The sequence below is a fragment of the Paralcaligenes ureilyticus genome, assembly GCF_004346225.1.
In the GTDB taxonomy this organism is placed as follows: Bacteria; Pseudomonadota; Gammaproteobacteria; order Burkholderiales; family Burkholderiaceae_B; genus Paralcaligenes; species Paralcaligenes ureilyticus.
Genome location: NZ_SMAJ01000006.1, coordinates 86714 through 105336, shown reverse-complemented (window position 1 = coordinate 105336; position 18623 = coordinate 86714). Strand labels below are relative to the sequence as shown.

At 59.7% G+C, this 18623-nt stretch carries 19 protein-coding genes; 14 read left to right on the top strand and 5 right to left on the bottom strand.

Annotation, left to right across the window (positions count from 1 at the left end; translation table 11 throughout):
- Window position 1 precedes the first annotated feature (1 nt).
- Entirely contained in the window at window positions 2-1198 is a 1197-nt protein-coding gene (locus EDC26_RS10045; protein WP_132582114.1) for an acetyl-CoA C-acyltransferase, read from the top strand.
- A 395-nt stretch (window positions 1199-1593) separates the two neighbouring features.
- On the opposite strand, the gene EDC26_RS10040 is transcribed toward EDC26_RS10045, so the two are convergent.
- The 3 genes from EDC26_RS10040 to dprA form a co-directional block, all read right to left on the bottom strand.
- Window positions 1594-2058: a hypothetical protein gene (locus EDC26_RS10040; RefSeq protein WP_132582314.1), complete on the bottom strand. Its 465-nt coding sequence runs from the start codon at window positions 2056-2058 to the stop codon at window positions 1594-1596.
- Between the two features lie 54 nt (window positions 2059-2112).
- The gene (locus tag EDC26_RS10035) at window positions 2113-3021 is read right to left on the bottom strand and encodes a hydroxymethylglutaryl-CoA lyase (RefSeq protein ID WP_132582112.1); all 909 of its coding nucleotides are present in this window, start codon (window positions 3019-3021) and stop codon (window positions 2113-2115) included.
- Between the two features lie 89 nt (window positions 3022-3110).
- Window positions 3111-4247 carry a DNA-processing protein DprA gene (dprA, locus tag EDC26_RS10030; protein ID WP_132582110.1) on the bottom strand — a complete coding sequence of 379 codons (1137 nt, stop codon included), beginning with the start codon at window positions 4245-4247 and terminating at the stop codon, window positions 3111-3113.
- A 170-nt stretch (window positions 4248-4417) separates the two neighbouring features.
- On the opposite strand from dprA, the gene def reads away from it, so the two are divergent.
- Window positions 4418-4933 (top strand): peptide deformylase, encoded by a 516-nt coding sequence (gene def, locus EDC26_RS10025; RefSeq protein ID WP_132582108.1) that lies wholly within the window; start codon window positions 4418-4420, stop codon window positions 4931-4933.
- Between the two features lie 99 nt (window positions 4934-5032).
- Entirely contained in the window at window positions 5033-5977 is a 945-nt protein-coding gene (fmt, locus tag EDC26_RS10020) for a methionyl-tRNA formyltransferase (RefSeq protein WP_132582106.1), read from the top strand.
- Between the two features lie 106 nt (window positions 5978-6083).
- On the opposite strand, the gene galE is transcribed toward fmt, so the two are convergent.
- On the bottom strand, window positions 6084-7109 hold the full coding sequence (gene galE, locus EDC26_RS10015; protein ID WP_132582104.1) for a UDP-glucose 4-epimerase GalE: 1026 nt from the start codon (window positions 7107-7109) through the stop codon (window positions 6084-6086).
- A 138-nt stretch (window positions 7110-7247) separates the two neighbouring features.
- Window positions 7248-7937 (bottom strand): GntR family transcriptional regulator, encoded by a 690-nt coding sequence (locus EDC26_RS10010; RefSeq protein WP_132582102.1) that lies wholly within the window; start codon window positions 7935-7937, stop codon window positions 7248-7250.
- A 181-nt stretch (window positions 7938-8118) separates the two neighbouring features.
- On the opposite strand from EDC26_RS10010, the gene EDC26_RS10005 reads away from it, so the two are divergent.
- From EDC26_RS10005 to waaC, 11 genes are all read left to right on the top strand, one after another.
- Window positions 8119-8928: an SDR family NAD(P)-dependent oxidoreductase gene (locus EDC26_RS10005; protein WP_243700864.1), complete on the top strand. Its 810-nt coding sequence runs from the start codon at window positions 8119-8121 to the stop codon at window positions 8926-8928.
- Window positions 8929-8983: 55 nt separating this feature from the next.
- Window positions 8984-10201 carry an ABC transporter substrate-binding protein gene (locus EDC26_RS10000; protein ID WP_132582100.1) on the top strand — a complete coding sequence of 406 codons (1218 nt, stop codon included), beginning with the start codon at window positions 8984-8986 and terminating at the stop codon, window positions 10199-10201.
- Window positions 10202-10256: 55 nt separating this feature from the next.
- Window positions 10257-11159 (top strand): branched-chain amino acid ABC transporter permease, encoded by a 903-nt coding sequence (locus EDC26_RS09995; protein ID WP_132582098.1) that lies wholly within the window; start codon window positions 10257-10259, stop codon window positions 11157-11159.
- Entirely contained in the window at window positions 11156-12148 is a 993-nt protein-coding gene (locus tag EDC26_RS09990; protein WP_132582096.1) for a branched-chain amino acid ABC transporter permease, read from the top strand. The genes EDC26_RS09995 and EDC26_RS09990 overlap by 4 nt, the downstream gene beginning before the upstream one ends.
- Window positions 12145-12900: an ABC transporter ATP-binding protein gene (locus EDC26_RS09985; protein WP_132582094.1), complete on the top strand. Its 756-nt coding sequence runs from the start codon at window positions 12145-12147 to the stop codon at window positions 12898-12900. Before EDC26_RS09990 ends, EDC26_RS09985 begins: the two co-directional genes overlap by 4 nt.
- Window positions 12897-13616 (top strand): ABC transporter ATP-binding protein, encoded by a 720-nt coding sequence (locus EDC26_RS09980; RefSeq protein WP_132582092.1) that lies wholly within the window; start codon window positions 12897-12899, stop codon window positions 13614-13616. Before EDC26_RS09985 ends, EDC26_RS09980 begins: the two co-directional genes overlap by 4 nt.
- An 18-nt stretch (window positions 13617-13634) precedes the next feature.
- Window positions 13635-14387 carry an SDR family NAD(P)-dependent oxidoreductase gene (locus tag EDC26_RS09975; RefSeq protein ID WP_132582090.1) on the top strand — a complete coding sequence of 251 codons (753 nt, stop codon included), beginning with the start codon at window positions 13635-13637 and terminating at the stop codon, window positions 14385-14387.
- 11 nt (window positions 14388-14398) lie between these two features.
- On the top strand, window positions 14399-15124 hold the full coding sequence (locus EDC26_RS09970; RefSeq protein WP_132582088.1) for an SDR family NAD(P)-dependent oxidoreductase: 726 nt from the start codon (window positions 14399-14401) through the stop codon (window positions 15122-15124).
- 6 nt (window positions 15125-15130) lie between these two features.
- Complete coding sequence (locus EDC26_RS09965; protein WP_132582086.1) at window positions 15131-16831, top strand: FAD-dependent oxidoreductase; 1701 nt, start codon at window positions 15131-15133, stop codon at window positions 16829-16831.
- 32 nt (window positions 16832-16863) lie between these two features.
- Window positions 16864-17472, top strand: a complete 609-nt coding sequence (locus EDC26_RS09960) for a glutathione S-transferase (protein ID WP_132582084.1) — start codon at window positions 16864-16866, stop codon at window positions 17470-17472.
- A gap of 102 nt (window positions 17473-17574) precedes the next feature.
- On the top strand, window positions 17575-18594 hold the full coding sequence (gene waaC, locus EDC26_RS09955; protein WP_132582082.1) for a lipopolysaccharide heptosyltransferase I: 1020 nt from the start codon (window positions 17575-17577) through the stop codon (window positions 18592-18594).
- Window positions 18595-18623: the final 29 nt, after the last annotated feature.

Below are 18623 nucleotides of genomic sequence, written 5' to 3'. Positions count from 1 at the left end.
CGTGAGCACACTACAACAAGCTTATATCGTTGCCGCAACCCGTACGCCAATCGGGCGGGCGCCGCGCGGCGTGTTGTCGCGTCAGCGTCCCGATGATTTGCTGGCGCGCGTGATTCGGGGCGTGTTGGCGCAGGCGCCGGATCTCGATCCGGGGGCGATCGAAGATGCCATTGTGGGTTGCGCCATTCCCGAAGGCCCGCAGGGCCTGAATGTAGCCCGTATCGGCGCTTTGCTGGCGGGTTTGCCCAGTTCGGTGCCGGGCGTCACTGTCAATCGCTTTTGCGCGTCGGGACTGACGGCCATCGCGATGGCTGCCGACAGGATCCGCGTGGGTGAAGCCGATGTGTTGTTGGCGGCCGGCGTCGAGTCCATGAGTCAGGTGCCTACTATGGGTGTGAGTACGTCGTTTAGTCCGAACATTTTTACGCACGATGAAAACCTGGGTATTGCCTATGGCATGGGTACGACGGCCGAGCAGGTAGCCATGCGCTGGAAGGTGTCGCGCGAGGATCAGGATGCGTTTGCCTTGCGTTCGCATCAACGCGCCATCGCGGCCCAGCAGGCGGGCGAATTTTCCGACGAAATGCTGCCGCTGGATATTGTCAATCATGTGCCGGATTTACGTAGCGGCAAGGTCGCTGAAGTTCATAAGATGGTTAGCCTTGATGAGGGGCCTAGGCCTGATACCAGCCTTGAGGCCCTGGCGAGGTTGCGTCCGGTGTTCGCGGCCAGAGGCAGTGTGACAGCGGGCAATAGTTCGCAAATCTCTGATGGGGCTGGGGCGTTGCTGGTGGTGTCCGAGAGGGCTCTTAAAATCCATAAGCTCACTCCTTTGGCGCGTTTCGTGACTTTCGTTGTGCGCGGCGTTCCGCCGGAGATTATGGGGATAGGGCCTAAGGAAGCGATACCGCGGGCGCTCAAGCACGCTGGCCTGAAGCTTGATCAGATGGGCTGGATTGAATTGAACGAGGCGTTTGCCGCGCAGTCGCTGGCGGTGATCCGCGACCTGGGGCTTGATCCTGATATCGTCAATCCTATGGGTGGCGCTATTGCTTTAGGCCATCCTTTGGGGGCTACGGGCGCGATACGCGCCGCTACAGTGATTCACGGCATACGCCGCCGCAAGTTCGATTACGGCATGCTGACCATGTGCGTGGGCACGGGGATGGGCGCGGCTGGGATTTTCGAGCGTCTGTAGCGGCAGCCCTGTAGCGCCACCCCCGTAGCGCCACCCCTTGTGGGTGGCATTCGCTGAAGGCGGCATTCTTTTGATATACCGCCCTATGCCGCATAAACCTTCTAGCCCCGCATCGTGGGCGGTTAAGGCGGATCGGGCGATTCGGGCACGCCGCGCGCAGGGCCGGCTTCGGGGCGGCGTGCGAACTCGCGAGGCGAATAGCCCACTGGGCTATTCGCAAGCGTCTCGCTCAAACAGCGCACGCCTTGAATCCCCGAAGCCGGCCCTGCGCGCGGCGTGCCCGAATCGCCCGCCCCACCTTAACCGCCCACGACGCTCAATCGGTGGATGCTCGCGTGGTCGTCGGCGTTGTAGCGCCACCCCTTGTGCGTGGCATCGCCCGACCTAATCAATCCCTAGCGCCGCCGCCGGTAGGCCAGGGCGATGCGGGCGAAGGCTATTTGGAGTTCGCGTGTGCCGCCCTGAAATACTACCGGCCGGCCGTGGCGGGTGAAGCAAACCAGACGTTTGGAGGCGATCAGCGGCACGAATTTGGCAAACTGGATGTCGTCCCAGATGATCTGCCGTCGCGTTATCCACGATTGCTCGATGCCGTTGCATGTAATTCGGGTTTCGGAGATCAGCATGAACCGCGCCACGACCAGCAGTGCCATAAAGCACACCAGAATGCCGCCCGCGATCACGGGGTTGACGCTGTGTGCATGCGGGCTGGTGGCTGTGCGGGTGATTTGCATGGCAATGATAAGCAGCACCACCCAGGCCATGATCTTGATCCAGGTGGGCCAGGCCTGGCCATGCAATGGCAGTGGGCCGATATCTTCGAACAAGGCGGAACGTTCTTCGGCGCTGGGGCCGCACATGGGGGGCAGGCCAGGCGGGTACTGCGCTGGCGCTTGCGCCTTGGCGTGATCCACTCAGGCGGCCTTGCGCGCTGCCAGCGCGCTGCCGGCCCGGCTGGCCGTCTTGCGCCCCAGATGGGCTGATATCCACATTCCGATGTCGACCACTTCGTTCAGGTCGACGCCGGTTTCGATATCAAGCCCGTCCATCATGAATAGCACGTCTTCGGTAGCGACGTTGCCCGTAGCGCCTTTGGCATAGGGACAGCCGCCCAGGCCGGCGACGGAAGTGTGGAATATGCTGATGCCGGCTTCGAGCGAGGCCAGGATATTGGCCAGCGATTGGCCGTAGGTATCGTGGAAATGCCCTGAGATGCGGGCTGGATCGATGATCCGGGTGACGGCGTCCATGACCTGCCTGACCCGTTTCGGGGTGCCCACGCCTATGGTGTCGGCCACGTCGATTTCGTCGCAGCCCAAGGCCAGGAAGCGTTGGGCAACATCGACGACGGATTGAATCGGCGTTTCGCCTTGATAGGGACAGCCCAGCGAACAGCTGATGCTGCCGCGCAGGCGTAGTCCGGCGGCTTTGGCTGCCTGGGCAACGGGTTCGAATCGGGCGATGGACTCGGCAATCGAGCAGTTGATGTTTTTCTGCGAAAAGGCTTCGCTGGCCGAACCGAAAATAACGACTTCGTCGGCGCGAACCGCCAGCGCGTCGTTAAAGCCGCGCATATTGGGTGTGAGCACCGAATAGATGGTGTCGGGCAGACGTTGTATGCCCAACATGACCTCGGCGCCATCGGCCATTTGCGGGACCCATTTTGGGGATACGAAAGAAGCGGCCTCGATGTTCTGGAATCCGGCGGAAGTCAGCCGGTCGATCAATTCAATTTTGACGGCCGCGGCGATGATTCCTTTTTCGTTCTGTAATCCGTCGCGTGGGGAAACTTCAACTATTTTGACTCGATCTGGTAAAGACATGAGGTATTCCTGGGTGGAGACAGTTGGCAGGCGGGCTGACAGGAGCCCGCGGCCGGTTTGGAGAAGGAACAGGCTTAATCATAAACCGTTTAGCGCCGTTGAAAACGGCCGTCGTCCGTCCGGACAATGGATTCGTTCAGTTCGAGTTCCAGCAGGCAAGTGTTCAGCGCTCCCGGACTGAGTTGGGTGCGCCGTTGCAGCGTGTCGATATCCACCGGATCGTAGCCTAATGCGTCGAGCACCCGCTGGGTGTCGACGTCTACCGCTTTCGGTGGCGGGGAAGCCATTTTGGTGCGAGAAGGGGCGTCGATGGCTACGCCGGGGCGCGCCAGGCCGAGCTCGTCATGGATGTCGGCCCCCGATTCAACCAGTTTGGCCCCTTGGCGTATCAGGGCGTGGCAGCCGCGCGACAAGGGCGAGTGGATCGAGCCTGGGATGGCGAAAACTTCACGCCCCATGTCGGCCGCGAATTTGGCGGTGATGAGGGAGCCGCTTTGAGTTGCCGCCTCGACGACCAGGACTCCGCGTGCCAGGCCGGCCACGACTCGGTTGCGTTTGGGGAACTGGTAGGGCATTGCGCGCGTGCCCAACGGAAATTCGGACACCAGCGCGCCGTGCAGGGCGATCTGGTGCGCCAGATCGAGATTTTTGGCCGGATACACCACGTCAATGCCCGTACCCAGCACGGCTACGGTGCCGCCGCCCCCCGGGCCGGCGCGCAGGGCGCCTTGGTGCGCAGCGGCGTCTATGCCCAGTGCCAGCCCGCTGGCAATGCACCAGCCATGTTCGGCCAGGTAGCGCGCAAATGCCAGAGCGTTGTCAATGCCGCCCTGGCTGGCATTGCGTGCGCCGACCATGGCAATGATGGGGCTATCGAGCAGTTCAACCCGGCCGTTGACATATAGCAGTAAGGGCGGGTCGTGGGTATCGAGCAGGGCCTTGGGGTAGGCCGGGTCGGCCAGCGTTACGATATGGTGTGCGGGGGCGTCCAGCCATCGGAGCGTGCGGGTAATGATGTCCAGCGTGCCGGGCGCCGGTTCGGCGACCATCTGGCGGGCCAGTTCCTGCGGCAGCAGCCTGGCCCGGGCGGTCGAGGACAGGGCGTAGATGTTTTGCGGCAGGCCGACCTCCTGCAACAGGTGTCGGGCCTGGGTTGCGCCCAGCCCGGGTTCGAGCGACAAGCGCAGCCAGGCGGCGAGTTCTTCGGAGGATAATGGTGGCAACATGGCGTCAGTGTGACACAGCGTACGGCGCGCGTGTCGCCGGCATGACAGAAAAGCCACCGCGCGCGGCCGTTGCTGCATTGCGTCAGCGGGGCTCCGTCAAGACGTCCCGGTGCAGCGTCGCCCAGACTTGTTTTATCATTAGAGCTTGAATGCTTTATCGGATGAGTTTCATGGCTTTGCTTCCTATTCTTCGTTACCCCGATCCGCGCTTGCACAAAATTGCCAAGCCGGTTGATGTTGTGGATGACCGTATACGCGAGCTGGTGCGCGATATGGCCCAGACTATGTATGAGGCCCCGGGGGTAGGGCTGGCGGCCACGCAGGTGGACGTGCATGAACGCGTCGTGGTGATCGACGTGTCCGAAGATGACAGCGATCTGCGCGTCTTGATCAACCCTGAAATCACCTGGAAGAGCGAAGAGGTTCAGGTGTATGAAGAAGGCTGCCTCTCGGTGCCTGGCGTGTACGACGAGGTCGAGCGCGCGGCCCGCATACGCGTGCGCGGCTTGAACGAGCATGGCGAGCACTTCGAGTTCGAAGCCGAGGGTTTGCTGGCGGTATGTGTTCAGCACGAGCTGGACCACCTCATGGGCAAAGTGTTTGTCGAGTATCTGTCCAGGCTTAAACAAAACCGCATCAAGGCCAGGATTCGCAAGCAAGAGCGTCAGGACGCCCAGCGCATGTAGCTGCGGCCAAGCCGGCCAAACGGCACGCTGGGCTAGCCCTGCCTCCAGGGCTGCTGGACTTGGTATCATGCCGGTTCAATTACACGGTTCGATTTTTCTATGCGCATCGCCTTTGCCGGAACTCCGCAATTTGCCCGCCTGGCCCTGGAATCCATTCTGGCGGCCGGCCACGAGGTCGGTTTGGTGTTGACTCAGCCCGATCGTCCTTCCGGACGTGGCCTGAAATTAATGCCAAGTGCGGTCAAGCAGGCGGCAGTGGCTGCAGGGGTTCCCGTGTTGCAGGCCCGCAGCCTGCGGCTCGATGGCAAGTACCCCGATGAGGCGCAGGCGGTGCGGCACGCCTTGTTGGCGTTGGCTCCAGAGGCGATTGTTGTGGCGGCTTATGGATTGATATTGCCCGAGTGGGTGCTGTCCTTGCCTCGATTTGGCTGCCTGAACATTCACGCCAGCCTTTTGCCGCGCTGGCGCGGAGCGGCACCTATACAAAGGGCGATCGAGGCGGGCGACGCCCGGACCGGTATTACGATCATGCAAATGGACGCCGGCCTGGATACGGGCGATATGCTGCGGGTGCAGTCGCTGGAGATCGGCGCCACCCACAATGCGGCGCAGGTGCACGATGAATTGGCCGTGCTGGGGGCCGGGTTGATTGTTCAGGTTCTGGATGAAATCGCCGGCGGTGGCTTGACTGCGGTGCCTCAGCCTGCTGAAGGTGTGAGCTATGCGGCCAAGCTGGACAAGTCCGAGGCCGCTCTGGATTTTCTGCAATCCGCCGCCGTACTCGAGCGGCGCATCCGGGCTTTCAATCCTGTTCCGGGGGCGAGTTTGCGTTTGCCGGGCCTGGACGATCCAGTAAAGGTCTGGTCAGCCGAGGTTTTGAACAGGCCCGCTCAAAAGACTCCAGGTGAATTGGAGGGCGTTGGCCCCGATGGGCTGGACGTGGCGACCGCCGACGGCGTGTTGCGTGTGCTGGAGCTGCAGAAAGCGGGCGGCAAACGTCAGCCGGTTGCGGCTTTTGTGCAGGGCTGGCAGATCCCGGCGTGAGCACCACCCCTTTGTAGCACCACCCCTTGTGGGTGGCAAAGCGCTGCCCATCAAAACGCGGTACCTGCATTTTCGGGGAATGGCAGCCACAAGGGCTGCCGCTACATTAGCGACGGGCGCGTTTTTTGCAGATGCCGTTTTCCCAGCGCCAGGCATCCTCACACATTTCGGCTATGCCTTTATCCGCGCGCCATCCGAGCTTTTCGGCAGCCAGACGGGTGTCGGCCCAGCAAGCTCCGATATCGCCGGGGCGCCGTGCAACGATGTCGTAGGCAATGGCTTTCCGGCTTGCGTGTTCAAAGGCGTGGATCATATCCATCACCGAATAGCCTCTGCCTGTTCCGAGGTTGACCGTCAGCAATTCTTGCCCGGCCTGTTCGCAATATTTTAGAGCGGCAAGATGGCCCTGGGCCAGGTCCGAGACATGAATGTAGTCGCGCACACCCGTCCCGTCGGGGGTGTCATAGTCGTTGCCGAATACTTTCAGGCGAGGATGCCGGCCCGCGGCAACCTGAGCGATGTAGGGCATCAGGTTATTAGGCACGCCCTGAGGGGATTCGCCGATCAGGCCGCTGGGGTGTGCGCCCACCGGGTTGAAGTAGCGCAGCCGCGCAATGCGCCAGCCGGTCGTGGCGCGGTATACGTCTTCCAGAATGTCTTCGACCATCAGTTTGCTGTGGCCGTAGGGGTTGGTCGCCGATCGCGGGTGGTCTTCGGCGAGCGGCAGTATTTGTGGGTTGCCGTATACGGTGGCCGATGATGAAAACACAAAGGTTTTGATGCCGGCCTGATCCATGGCTTGCAGCAAATGCACGCTGCCGTTCACGTTATTGTCGTAATACCGCAGCGGCTGCTGGGTCGATTCGCCGACTGCCTTGAGCCCGGCAAAGTGCATAGTTGCGGAAATGGACTGCGTTTCGAATAGCCTCTCCAGCGTCCGGGCATCGCGCACGTCGCCTTCGACGAATCCGGGTTTGATGCCGGTGATTTGCGCGATACGATCCAGGACGTCGGGCTTGCTGTTGCACAGATTGTCCAGAATGACGACGCGATAGCCCGCTTCTTGCAAAGCCACCGTGGTGTGGCTGCCGATAAAGCCGGTGCCGCCGGTGACCAGGATGGTAGGGGACATGCGTTTCGAGTCGGAATGAACAGGGCTAGATTGTACGGCAAGGCGCGTACGTGAATTTTGTAGCGACAGGCCTTGTGCCTGTCATCCATGCAGGATACATCTCTTGCGCCAGGGATATGCCACCCACAAGGGGTGGCACTACGCGAGCGGATTTTCGGCGGCGGCCTTGGTCAAACGCTGATAATTGTCCTTCAATATTATTCCGGCATAGTACACATGCTCGCGCATCAAGGTTTCGGCGCGGGCCGCGTCGCGTTCGATGAGTGCGTCGACGATACGATGGTGGTCATTGTGCGAGCGCAGGATAATCTGGTGATCGTCCCAAAGCATGATTCGGTCTGAAGCGAAAGGCGTTGTTTGCGCCTGCGTGGCGAATCGAACGACCCAGGGGTTGTTCGCGGCACTCAGTATCGTATTGTGCAGGTCGATATTCATGCGCTGATAAGGTTGATGATCTGCGGGAAGCAGCACGCCTTTGGCCAGGATGCGGTCGCCCGTGGCGAGGCAGGTCTTGAGTATGCGGATGGTGTCGTGGTCCAGGCCGCGCTGAGCCGCTCTTCGACAGGCGAGGCCTTCGAGTACGGACCGCACTTCGTAGGCCCCGACGATTTCTTCAACCTGATATACCCGCACGGTATAGCCGCGTTTGGCCTGGTGATCCAGCAAGCCTTCATTGCCCAGGTTGGCGAGCGCCGCCCGAACCGGTGTGCGTGACACACCCAATCGGGCCGCCAGCGGGATTTCTTCCAGGCGCTGGCCCGGTGCCAGGATTCCCTGCAAAACCCAGGCCCTGAGCGTTTCGGTAACATGTTCTGAAAGTGTGTCCATCGCCAAATTGTATACATAGGGACGAAAAAAATCTGAAATGATGCTTGAAAAATTGCAGCCTTTAGGGAAACTACGGATGCTGTGAACCTCTTATGTATGCATAATTTCCTGAGTTGTTTTAGCAATAGATCACGCTTTTCCTGGATTCGGGTCCTCTCAACCGGTTTGAGGGATTGTATACATGGGTCTTTACAACAAGATGGAAGTGTTGTCGCAAGAACGAACGCCAATTGCATTGGTGACGGGGGCCGGAGGCGGCATTGGCGCGTGTATTTGCCGGAAATTGGCGGCGGCCGGGTTTCGAGTCGTCGCGGGCGACATCGACCCTGCGCGCGCCGGCCGGGTCGCGCGCGAATTGGGCGAATCAGGATCGCCAGGCCATGTTTCCCTGCCTTTCGATGTCAGCGACGAAATCGCAGTCGAAAGCGCATTCGATCATATCGAGCGAGATTGGGGCCCCGTGCAGGTAGTGGTCTGCGCGGCCGGGCTGCTGTTGTTCCAGGCCGATGGAGAACGGCCTTTGATCAAGAACACATCGGTGGACATTTGGGAACGTAGTCAGGCAGTCAATGCGCGCGGCGTGTTTCTTTGCGCCCGAGCCTATATCAATCGGCGTGAGAAGGCGCCCGTGCCGCATGGGCGGTTTGTCACCTTCAGTTCGGTGGCGGCTCAACTGGGCGGCTACCGTTCCAGCGCTTCGTATATCGCCGCCAAATCGGCAGTGTTGGGTTTGACCAAGGCCATGGCCAGAGAGGTTTCGCATTTGGGCATTACGGTAAACAGCGTTGCTCCCGGCTTGATCGATACCGATATGCTCCGAAGCACTATTTCCAGTAGCGGCGCCATGGAAACGGCCGCCGCCAATATTCCTTTGGGGCGTATCGGCACGGTCGACGACGTGGCCTGCGCCGTGGAGTTTCTTGCGTCGGAAAATGCGGCCTATATCACCGGCAGCGTCATCGATGTGAACGGCGGTTACCGCATGCAGTAATAGTTTGGCAAAGTCGCGGCCGTGGTGGCCCAAAACAACAAAGATTGGAGACAGCATGAAAATTTTTAATCGCATTGCCGCGGCAGTTCTTGCAAGCGGCCTTTTGGCAGCCTCGGCGCTAGCGGCGGAACAAGAGCCGGGAGTAACGGATACCACCATCAAGATAGGCGTGTTTTCTCCCTTGTCGGGCAGCGGCATGGCATATGGCTTTGATGTGATCAACGCCGCCAAGATGTGGTACGAAAAAGTCAACAAGGAAGGCGGTATCAACGGGCGCAAGATTGTGCTGTCCGTCGAGGATACGCGCTGCAACGCCAATGACCTGATGGCCGCGGTGAAAAAACTCACCGAGCAGGACAAGGTGTTTCTCCTGAACGGCGGCTCGTGTTCGGCGGCCGTGGTGGCCGCTCGCGAATATGTCGATCGCGCCAAGATTCCGCTCTTGATGCTCAACGCGTCAGGCGACGGCGCCTTGTATCCACCCTCCAAGTACATCTATGGCGCTTTCTCCATTTCCCAGCATGCCGTTGGAGGGTCGATCGTGCAATTTGCGGTCGAGCATTTGAAAGCCAAGAAAATCGGGTACATCAATCATGACGATGCCTACGGAACCTGGAATCTGGACGCGGCCCGGTTTCAGGCCCAGAAGCTGGGCGGGGTGACGCTGGACGTCCAGTCGATCAATCCTTCCATCACTGATGTGACGGCACCCATGCTGAAAATTCGCGCCGCCAACCCCGATGTTCTGTTATTGGCCACCTACGCACGGCCGGCTGCGCTGATTATCAAAAAGGCGCGCGAGATGGGTTGGACCAAACCGATCGTTCTGGCGGTGAATGGCGCCGCCGATGTGACCCAGTTAGTGGCAAACGTGGGCGGTAGCGACGCGCTCAAGAATTTCTATATCCAGGATGTGGTCGCGGGCCTGCCCGACGACCCCAAAATGGCCTGGGTGTACAAGATGTACAAGGATAATTATCCGGATCTCGCGGCCAAGCCGGGGCATCCGCAAACCTTCATGCCCTATGGCATTCCGTCGGCCATGACGGTGGTGGAGGCTCTGAAGGAAGCCGGGCGTGACTTGACTCGGGAAAAAGTCTTGACGGCGCTGGAGCATATGAAGCTGGATTCCAAAGTCATGGCGGGTCCCATTGAATTCACGCCTACCGATCACGCGGGCCAGAAAGCCGCCATTTACATCAAGTTCGATGGGACTCATAGGGAATTGATTCCAGGTTCCTACAAGAGCGACTGGACCTATCAGCCTAAATGAATTCACCCCGGGCGCGGGCTATGCCTAGGCACGCCTGCGCCTTGCGGAGACACGCATGAGTCTTGCCGACATTTGGCTATTTTTGCAGCAGGGTATTTTGTCGGGCCTGGTCACCGGCAGTGTTTATGCCTTGCTGGCTGTTGCAGTGGTGATTATCTTTAAAGCCACGGACGTGCCGAATTTCGCGGCCGGCGAAATCTTCATGCTGGGCGGCTATGCGGCGCTATTTATGATTGTCGCCCTGCATTGGTCCTATTTACTGGTTATTCCCTTGACCCTGATTGTCGTGTCGGCGGTATGCGCTTTTTTTCAGCGCGTCGTCATGGAGCGGGTGGTGATGAACAAAGGGGTGGGCGTGCAATTGGTGATTGCTACCCTGGGCCTGGCTTATGTGCTTAAAGGGCTGGTGCGCCAGACTGGCCTGGGCGATGTGCCGCGATCCTTGCCTCCTTTGGTGTCGACCGATACGGTCATGATTGGCCAGGCCATATTGACCCGGCTGGATGTCATGATTTTTGTAGTGGCCATCGTCGTAATGCTGCTGTTATTTTTCATGTTCAATTACACGCGAATCGGCAAGGCCATGCGGGCCGTGGGCATGAACCCGAAAGCGGCACAGATAGTCGGCGTCAATTTGCAAACCATGCGCATGGCCGTATGGGGGCTTGCCGGCCTGATCTCTGCGGTTTCGGCCATTCTGATCACCCCCAAAATCCTGATGACCCCCGATATTGGCCATATCGTCATATTGGCGTTTGCCGCAGCCATTGTGGGCGGCATCAGCAGTGTGCCCGGTGCGATAGTGGGCGGATTCATCATCGGCATTGCGGAAAACCTGGTGGGCCTGTTCATATCGACCAATGCCATTGTCGTAGCGCCTTTTCTGGCCATCATGATTGTTCTGGTGTTGCGCCCGCAAGGTATTCTGGGCGGCAGCCTGCAGGTTAAAAAGGTATGAAGATCAACCTGGATAAAGCCCTTTTGTGGCTGGCTTTGCTGGTGTTGTTGGTGTTGCCCTTTACCGCCACGGGCTATGTGCTGTATATCGTGAATCTGCTGATGGTTTACGTCATCCTGTCGCTTGGCCTGCATATCGTGATAGGTGAAACCGGCCAGTTTGCCTTGTCGCATGCGGCCTTTTACGGCGTAGGCATCTACACCGCCGCCATTCTCAATACCGCGTGGCACCCGCCGTTTATCGTGTCCATTTTGGCGGGCGGCCTGGTCTCCGCCGTTTTGGGTTATGTGCTCGGCGCCCTGGCCATCCGTATGCGGGATATCTACCTGGCGCTATCGACCTTTGCTTTTGGCGAGGCGATGCAGTGGGTGTTCGTCAACTGGACGGCGGTCACCAATGGCTCCAACGGCTATCAGATGTCGCCGGCCCGGATTTTCGGTTTTCAACTGACCTCCGATATACGCGCCTATCCGTTTGTGGTGGCGATTGCGGCATTGACGCTGTGGCTGACGGTCCTGCTTTCGCGTTCGCGGCTGGGCTCGGCCTTTCGTGCCGTGCGGGAAAGCGATGTGGCGGCGCAGGCCATGGGAGTGAATGTGAATGTGGTCAAGCGCGTGGCCTTTATGTTTTCGGCCGCTTATGCCGGCGTGGCCGGCGGTGTGTACACCACGTTTGCGTCATTTATCCATCCGGACAGCCTGGGCTTTGACGCCACCTTGCTGATTCTGATCATGATTGTGGTCGGAGGGCTGGGTTCGGTGCGCGGTGCGGTGGTGGGTGCCGTGCTCTTCGGCCTGATCTCTGAGGTCTTGCGGCAGGTGCTGTCGTTTCAGGAAATTATTTATGGCCTGATCCTGATCGGATTCATGATGTTTGCTCCCGGAGGCCTGTTCATTAAAAGGCAGGCCCGCGGGGCGCAGCGTTTGTCTCGGTTGCCCGCGACGCAAGGCGTGAAATCGTCGGCCGGACACGACGAGGGCCGCCCATGACCGCCTGCCTGTCGATTGAAAACCTGACGGTGAAGTTTGGCGGCCTCACCGCCGTCAATAATCTGTCCTTCGATATTGAGCAGGGACGCATTCACGCGCTGATCGGCCCCAACGGGGCGGGGAAATCCACCATTTTTAATTGTGTGTCGCGCTATTACGATCCTTACGCGGGAAAAATAGTGTTCGAGGGCCAGGACATTACGCGCCGCTATCCGCACCACATGGCGGGTTTGGGGATAGCCCGCACGTTTCAAAATCTGGAACTCTTCGGTGGGCTTTCGGTCCGAGAAAACGTGCTGCTGGGTTCGTATTCGCATAGCGCGCGCAGCCTGCTTGGCGTGCTGCGGCGTTCCAGCGCCGAGAACATCGAGTTTGCCGAATACCTGCTCCAGCGCGTGGGCTTGATCGACTTCGTCGATGCGCCGGCCAACAGCCTGGATTTCGGCCGCCAGAAGATGCTTGAGCTGGCGCGCGCGCTGGCAATACGCCCCCGGCTGCTGCTGCTCGACGAGCCTGCCGCCGGATTGCGGAATCGGGAAATTGATACGCTGGACCACTTGCTCGTCGAACTGTGCGCCAAGGACGGCATTACGGTGCTGCTGGTCGAGCACGTCATGCAGCTGGTCATGTCGATTTCGCACGCCATTACGGTGATGTCCTTCGGCGAAAAAATAGCGCAGGGCGCTCCGGCCGACATTCGCACCGATCCGCGGGTAATCGAGGCGTATCTGGGCAAGGAGGGCCAGTCATGAGCGGCGCGCTCCTTGAGGTCGAGTCCATCTCGGCGGCGTATGGGCATATTCAGGCCTTGCACGAGGTTTCCCTGTCGGTGCCCGAAGGTGAAATTGTGGCGTTGCTGGGCGCCAATGGCGCGGGTAAATCCACCACCCTCAATGTCATCTCGCGGTTGATTAAGCCGACGGGCGGATCGGTGCATTTCGATGGGCACCCCATACATACCCGGCGAACGGACGAGATCGTGCGCCGGGGCATAGTCCAGGTGCCTGAGGGGCGCGAGATATTTCGCGATATGACCGTACGCGAGAACCTGGAAATGGGTGCGTATCAGCGACGCGATCGGCCTGGCGTGCGCACCGATCTGGATCAGATGTGCGATATTTTCCCGCGTCTGCGCGAGCGGATCGGCCAAAAGGCCGCCACACTTTCTGGCGGCGAGCAGCAGATGCTTGCAACGGCCCGGGCCATGATGTCCAGGCCGCGGATGATATTGCTCGATGAGCCGTCGATGGGGTTGGCTCCGCTGATTGTCGAGCAGATTTTTGAAATTATCCGCAGGCTGAATCGCGAACAGGGCATGACGATTTTACTTGTCGAACAGAACGTGAAGCTGGCGCTGTCGGTATCGAGCTACGCCTACATTCTGGAGAACGGCGAGATTTCATTGAAGGGCAAAGCGGCCGATCTGATGGCCGACGATGGCGTGCGTCGCGCCTATCTGGGTGCTTAGAGCAGGGTGGAGATTGGCATGGGCTTGGTACAGGGAAAGCTGGCGTTGGTGACGGGCGCGGGAAAAGGCCTGGGGGCGGCCATAGCCAAAGGCCTGGCGCGCGAAGGCGCGACGGTCGTCGTCGCCGATATGGATGAGCCGGCGGCACTCGCGACCGTTCGCGAGATACAGTCCACGGGCGGCGCGGCGCATTCGTTCGCGTTTGATGTGAGGGTGGCGGCCGATGTCGTCCAAGTGGCCGCCCGGGTGGGCGAACAGCTCGGCGCCATCGACATTCTGGTCAACAATGCCGGTATGTCGGTAAAGGGCCGCTTTGATGATGCGGATAGCCCTGATGTATGGGCCAGGGTAATGCAGGTGAATTTGCAGGGCACGTTCAACGTCAGCCATGCCTTTGTCGGCGCCCTGAAAAAAACGCAAGGCGCGATTATCAATCTTTGTTCCATCGTGGCTTTTGGCAGCGGTATTTCGTCGGTAGGCTATGTGGTGTCAAAGGGTGGGGTGAGGTCGCTGACGCAGGTCATGGCCCGGGATCTGGCCCCGTACGGAGTACGGGTCAATGCCGTGGCGCCGGGCTTGATGGAAACCGATATGACAGCGGGCCAGCGCGCGACGCCGCATGGCACGGATTGGTATTGTTCCCGCACGCCCATGGCCAGAAATGGGACTCCTGAAGAAATCGTAGGTCCGGTCATTTTCCTGGCCTCGTCCATGGCCAGTTACGTCAACGGCGTCATACTGCCCGTGGACGGTGGGTATTTGGCGGTATAAGGCGAAGCAGAATGAAAGCAATGGCGGTGGTCACGGGCGGCGCGAGCGGCATGGGCATGGCGATAGTGCAGCGCCTGGCTCGCGACGGGTTTCGAGTAATGGTTCTGGATCGTAATGAGTTGTTGTTGGGCCGCACGATCGAGGAGTTTCGGGCCGAGGAGCTGGATGTGGAGGGCCGATGCGTTGATCTCACCGACGAGGATGAATTGCGCGCCTTGGCTGCGCAGTTGCCACCGGTAGCCGCTTTGGTGAACAACGCAGGCTTATTCGACGAGCGTCTGTTTTTCGAGGTTTCGAACGAAGATTTTCGCCGCATGTACGAGGTCAACCTGATTGCGGCCGCTACCTTGACGCAAGAGCTTGCCGGGAAAATGACCTCGGGCTCGAAGATAATCAATATTGCTTCGCGTGCTTATCTGGGAGCAAAGAACCATCCTCACTATGTGGCCTCCAAGGCTGCTCTGGTCGGCTACACCCGGGCTTCGGCGATGGAGCTTGCCCCGCGGGGGATATTGGTCAACGCCATCGCGCCAGGCCTGATCGATACGCCGCTGCTGCAGGCTCTAAGCCCTGAGCGGCTTGCGGCCCAACTGGCCTTGCAGCCGACGGGACGAGCCGGACGACCCGACGATGTGGCCAATGCGGTGTCCTTTCTGGCGAGCCCGGCCATGAGCTTTATTACGGGCCAGGTCTTGTTTGTAGATGGCGGCAAGTCGTTGGGCGGGTCGGGAGCATAGGAAATCATGGAAGACGTAAGGTGGGACGAAACCGTGGATGCGGTGGTGATCGGGTCGGGCGCGAGCGGCATGACGGCCGCCCTGACCGCTCATTTCGAAGGCCTGGAGGTGTTGCTCATCGAGAAAACAGGCAGGATCGGCGGCTCGACGGCCGTATCGGGCGGCGCGGTCTGGCTGCCGCTCAATTCGCAGTCCGCGGCGGCGGGCCATCCCGATACCTTTGAGAAGGTGTGGGAATACCTGGACCATACCGTGGGCGATGCCTCGGCGGAGTCCATGAAACGGGCGTATCTGGAAATGGGCCCGAAGATGCTGGACTACATGACGTCTCATGGTGTATTGACGCTGGCGGCACGCACGTTTTCGCCGGACTATTATCCCGATCGTCCAGGCGCCGCCTTGGGCGGGCGGGCGCTTGATCCGGTTGAGTTCGATGGCCGCAGGCTAGGCCGGCATTTCAAGGAGCTGCACGATCCGCTAAAGGAGTTCCTGGTGTTGGGCGGCATGATGGTGTCGTTGGTCGATGTACGGCATTTGCTCAATGTGAGCCATTCCTTTGCATCGTTCTGGCACGCGGGAAAGCTGGTCCTGCGATATGGGTCCGACAGGGTTCGCGGCTATCATCGCGGCACACGACTGTTGCTGGGTAATGCCCTGGCGGCGCAGCTGTTTGCCGGGGTGTTGCATTCCAAGCTGCCTTATTGGCTGTCGACGGCGGCCCGGCGTTTGCATTGCGATGCCAGCGGCCGGGTGGTAGGCGTCACCGTTGCCCGCAACGGTGCCGATGTGAACATACAGGTGCGCAAAGGGGTGGTCGTGGCCAGCGGCGGATTTCCATGGAATGCGTCCCTGCGGCACGCCTTGTATCCCAAGCCGATCGGGATGTGGTCCATGTCCCCAACGGATAATCAGGGCGACGGCATACGGCTCGCGCAAGAGGCGGGGGCCGTCATGGGGCGAGGCCACGTGTCGCCCGCTTTTTGGGCTCCGGTCTCGATATGGACCAAGCCCAACGGCGAAGTGGTTCGCTACCCGCATTTGGTCTGGGATCGATCCAAGCCCGGATTGATTGCCGTCAACGCCCACGGCCGGCGTTTTGTCAACGAGTCTTCTTCTTATCACGAGTTCGTCCTGGGCATGTATCGTTCGAACGAAACGGTGCCCAGCATACCCGCCCATCTGATCTGTGATCAGGCGTTTGTGGATAAATGGGGGCTGGGCCTGGCTTTGCCAGGCGGGCGTCCGAGGCAATACCTGATCGACGCCGGGTATCTGTTAAAGGCGAGTTCACTGGATGAGCTGGCCCGGCTGATGGGGGTGCCTGCCGATGCGCTCGTTCAAACCGTGAATCGTTACAACGATTTGGCAGTGAGTGGTGTGGATACTGATTTTGGCAAAGGCAGTACCGAATACAACCGGTATTTGGGCGACCCGCAGCACAAGCCCAACCCCTGTCTGGCTCCATTGGGCAATGCGCCGTTTTATGCCGTCAAGGTAGTGGCGGGAGATATCGGTACGGCGTGCGGAATTTCCTGTAACGAGTATGCCCAGGCGGTGGGGGCCGATGGTCAGGCGATTGCCGGCTTGTACGTGGCAGGCAACGATATGCAGTCGGTGATGGGAGGGGCATATCCGGCCCCGGGTATTACGCTGGGCCCCGCCCTTACCTTCGGCTGGGTGGCGGGCCGGCAGTTGGCGTTACAGTAGCTCTGGTTTGTCTATTTATCTCAAGGACGATTATGAAGATTTATTTTTCACCCGCCTCGCCGTTTGTGCGCAAATGCATGATCGTGGCGCAGGAACTGGGCCTGGCATCGCAAGTCGAAAAGCTGCCCAGCGCCGCCGGTCCAGTTGTGCGCGATCAGACGGTTGTGGCCGCCAATCCCCTGGGCAAGGTGCCCACGTTTTTTACGGATAAGGGCCAGGCCTTGTACGACAGCCGGGTCATTTGCGAATATCTGAATGATCTGGGCAAAGGAAATCTTTTCCCCAAAGAGTCGGATCTGAAATGGCAGACGCTCACCGAGCAGTCGCTGGCCGACGGCATTCTGGATGCCGCCTTGTTGGCCCGGTACGAAAACGCGATGCGTCCCGAAGAGCTGCGCTGGGACGACTGGACGGCAGGGCAGATGGACAAAATCAAAAGCGGCTTGGGCCATTTCGAAGCGGTGATTGGGGTTCGCGGCAAGACCTTTGATATCGGCACGATTGCTTTGGTGTGCGCCTTGGGGTATCTGGACTTTCGTTTCGCCGATTATGATTGGCGCAGCACTCATCCCGCGTTAGCGGCCTGGTTTGCGGAAATAAGCAAACGGCCTTCGGTCGCCGATACGCGACCCTCCGCCTGATAATCACACGCAATTCATCGGTGCGCGCTGCCGCGGGCCGTTGGATTTGAGGATTGAATATTAATTGTATGGGCGTGCGCGACTTGTCTTTATAATCGCGCCATGACGACAAAAATCCTTATTGTTCGCACATCCTCGCTGGGTGATCTGGTGCATATGCTGCCGGCAATATCCGATATTGCCCGGCATGTCCCGCAGGCGCAGATAGACTGGATTGTCGAAGAGAATTTCGCCGAGATTCCTGCCTGGCATCCGGCCGTCCACGACGTTATAACGGTGGCGCACCGGCGCTGGCGCAAGCATTGGTGGTCGGCCGAAACCCGGGCCGAACGTGCGGCGTTGCGGCAAAACCTGCATTCGCGCCGTTACGATGTAGTGCTTGATATGCAGGCCCTGATGAAATCGGTATGGCTGGTGCGCCAGACGCATGGTTTGCGCCATGGCCTGGACTGGCGATCCGCACGCGAGCCTCTGGCTTCTTTTTTTTACGACGTCAAGCACACCGTCAATTTCTGGCAGCCGGCGGTAACGCGGCAGCGTGAGCTGGCTGCCGCCGCCTTTGCCTATACGTATAGCGGTGCGCCCGATTTCGGGTTACAGGCAGTCATCGGCGGCGCCGTGATTCAGCCCTACGCGGTCATCATGCCGTCGGCCAGCCGCCCCGACAAGCTCTGGCCGGTTGAAGATTGGCACAAAGTTTTTTTGCGCCTGCAAGAGCATGGTCTGGCGCTGCGGCTTTTGGCAGGCACCGAGGCCGAGACGGCCCGGGCCGAGGCGCTTGTGGCGGGTCGGGCCGATGCGCAGGTTTTGCCGCGAATGGGCTTGAACGATATTGCCAAGGTTCTGTCCTGTGCGCGGGTGATGGTCGGGCTCGATAGCGGCCTGACTCATTTGTCGGCAGGCCTGGGGCGGCCCACTGTGGGCATCTACAAGGCGTCGACCCCGGTGCGTACCCCGCTCGAAGGGCCGGCCTACACGGCCAGCCTTGGTGAACGGGGTAATGCGCCCTCGGCAGAAACCGTGCTCAGCGCTCTCGAGCAGGCCCTGGCCTATCGTGACGCGAGCAGCGCCCCCGACAGCTTGGAAGGGTCTTACAGCCTGTCTGGGAGTGATTTCATTTAGAATTGGCATGTGTACCTTTTAGTTACAGC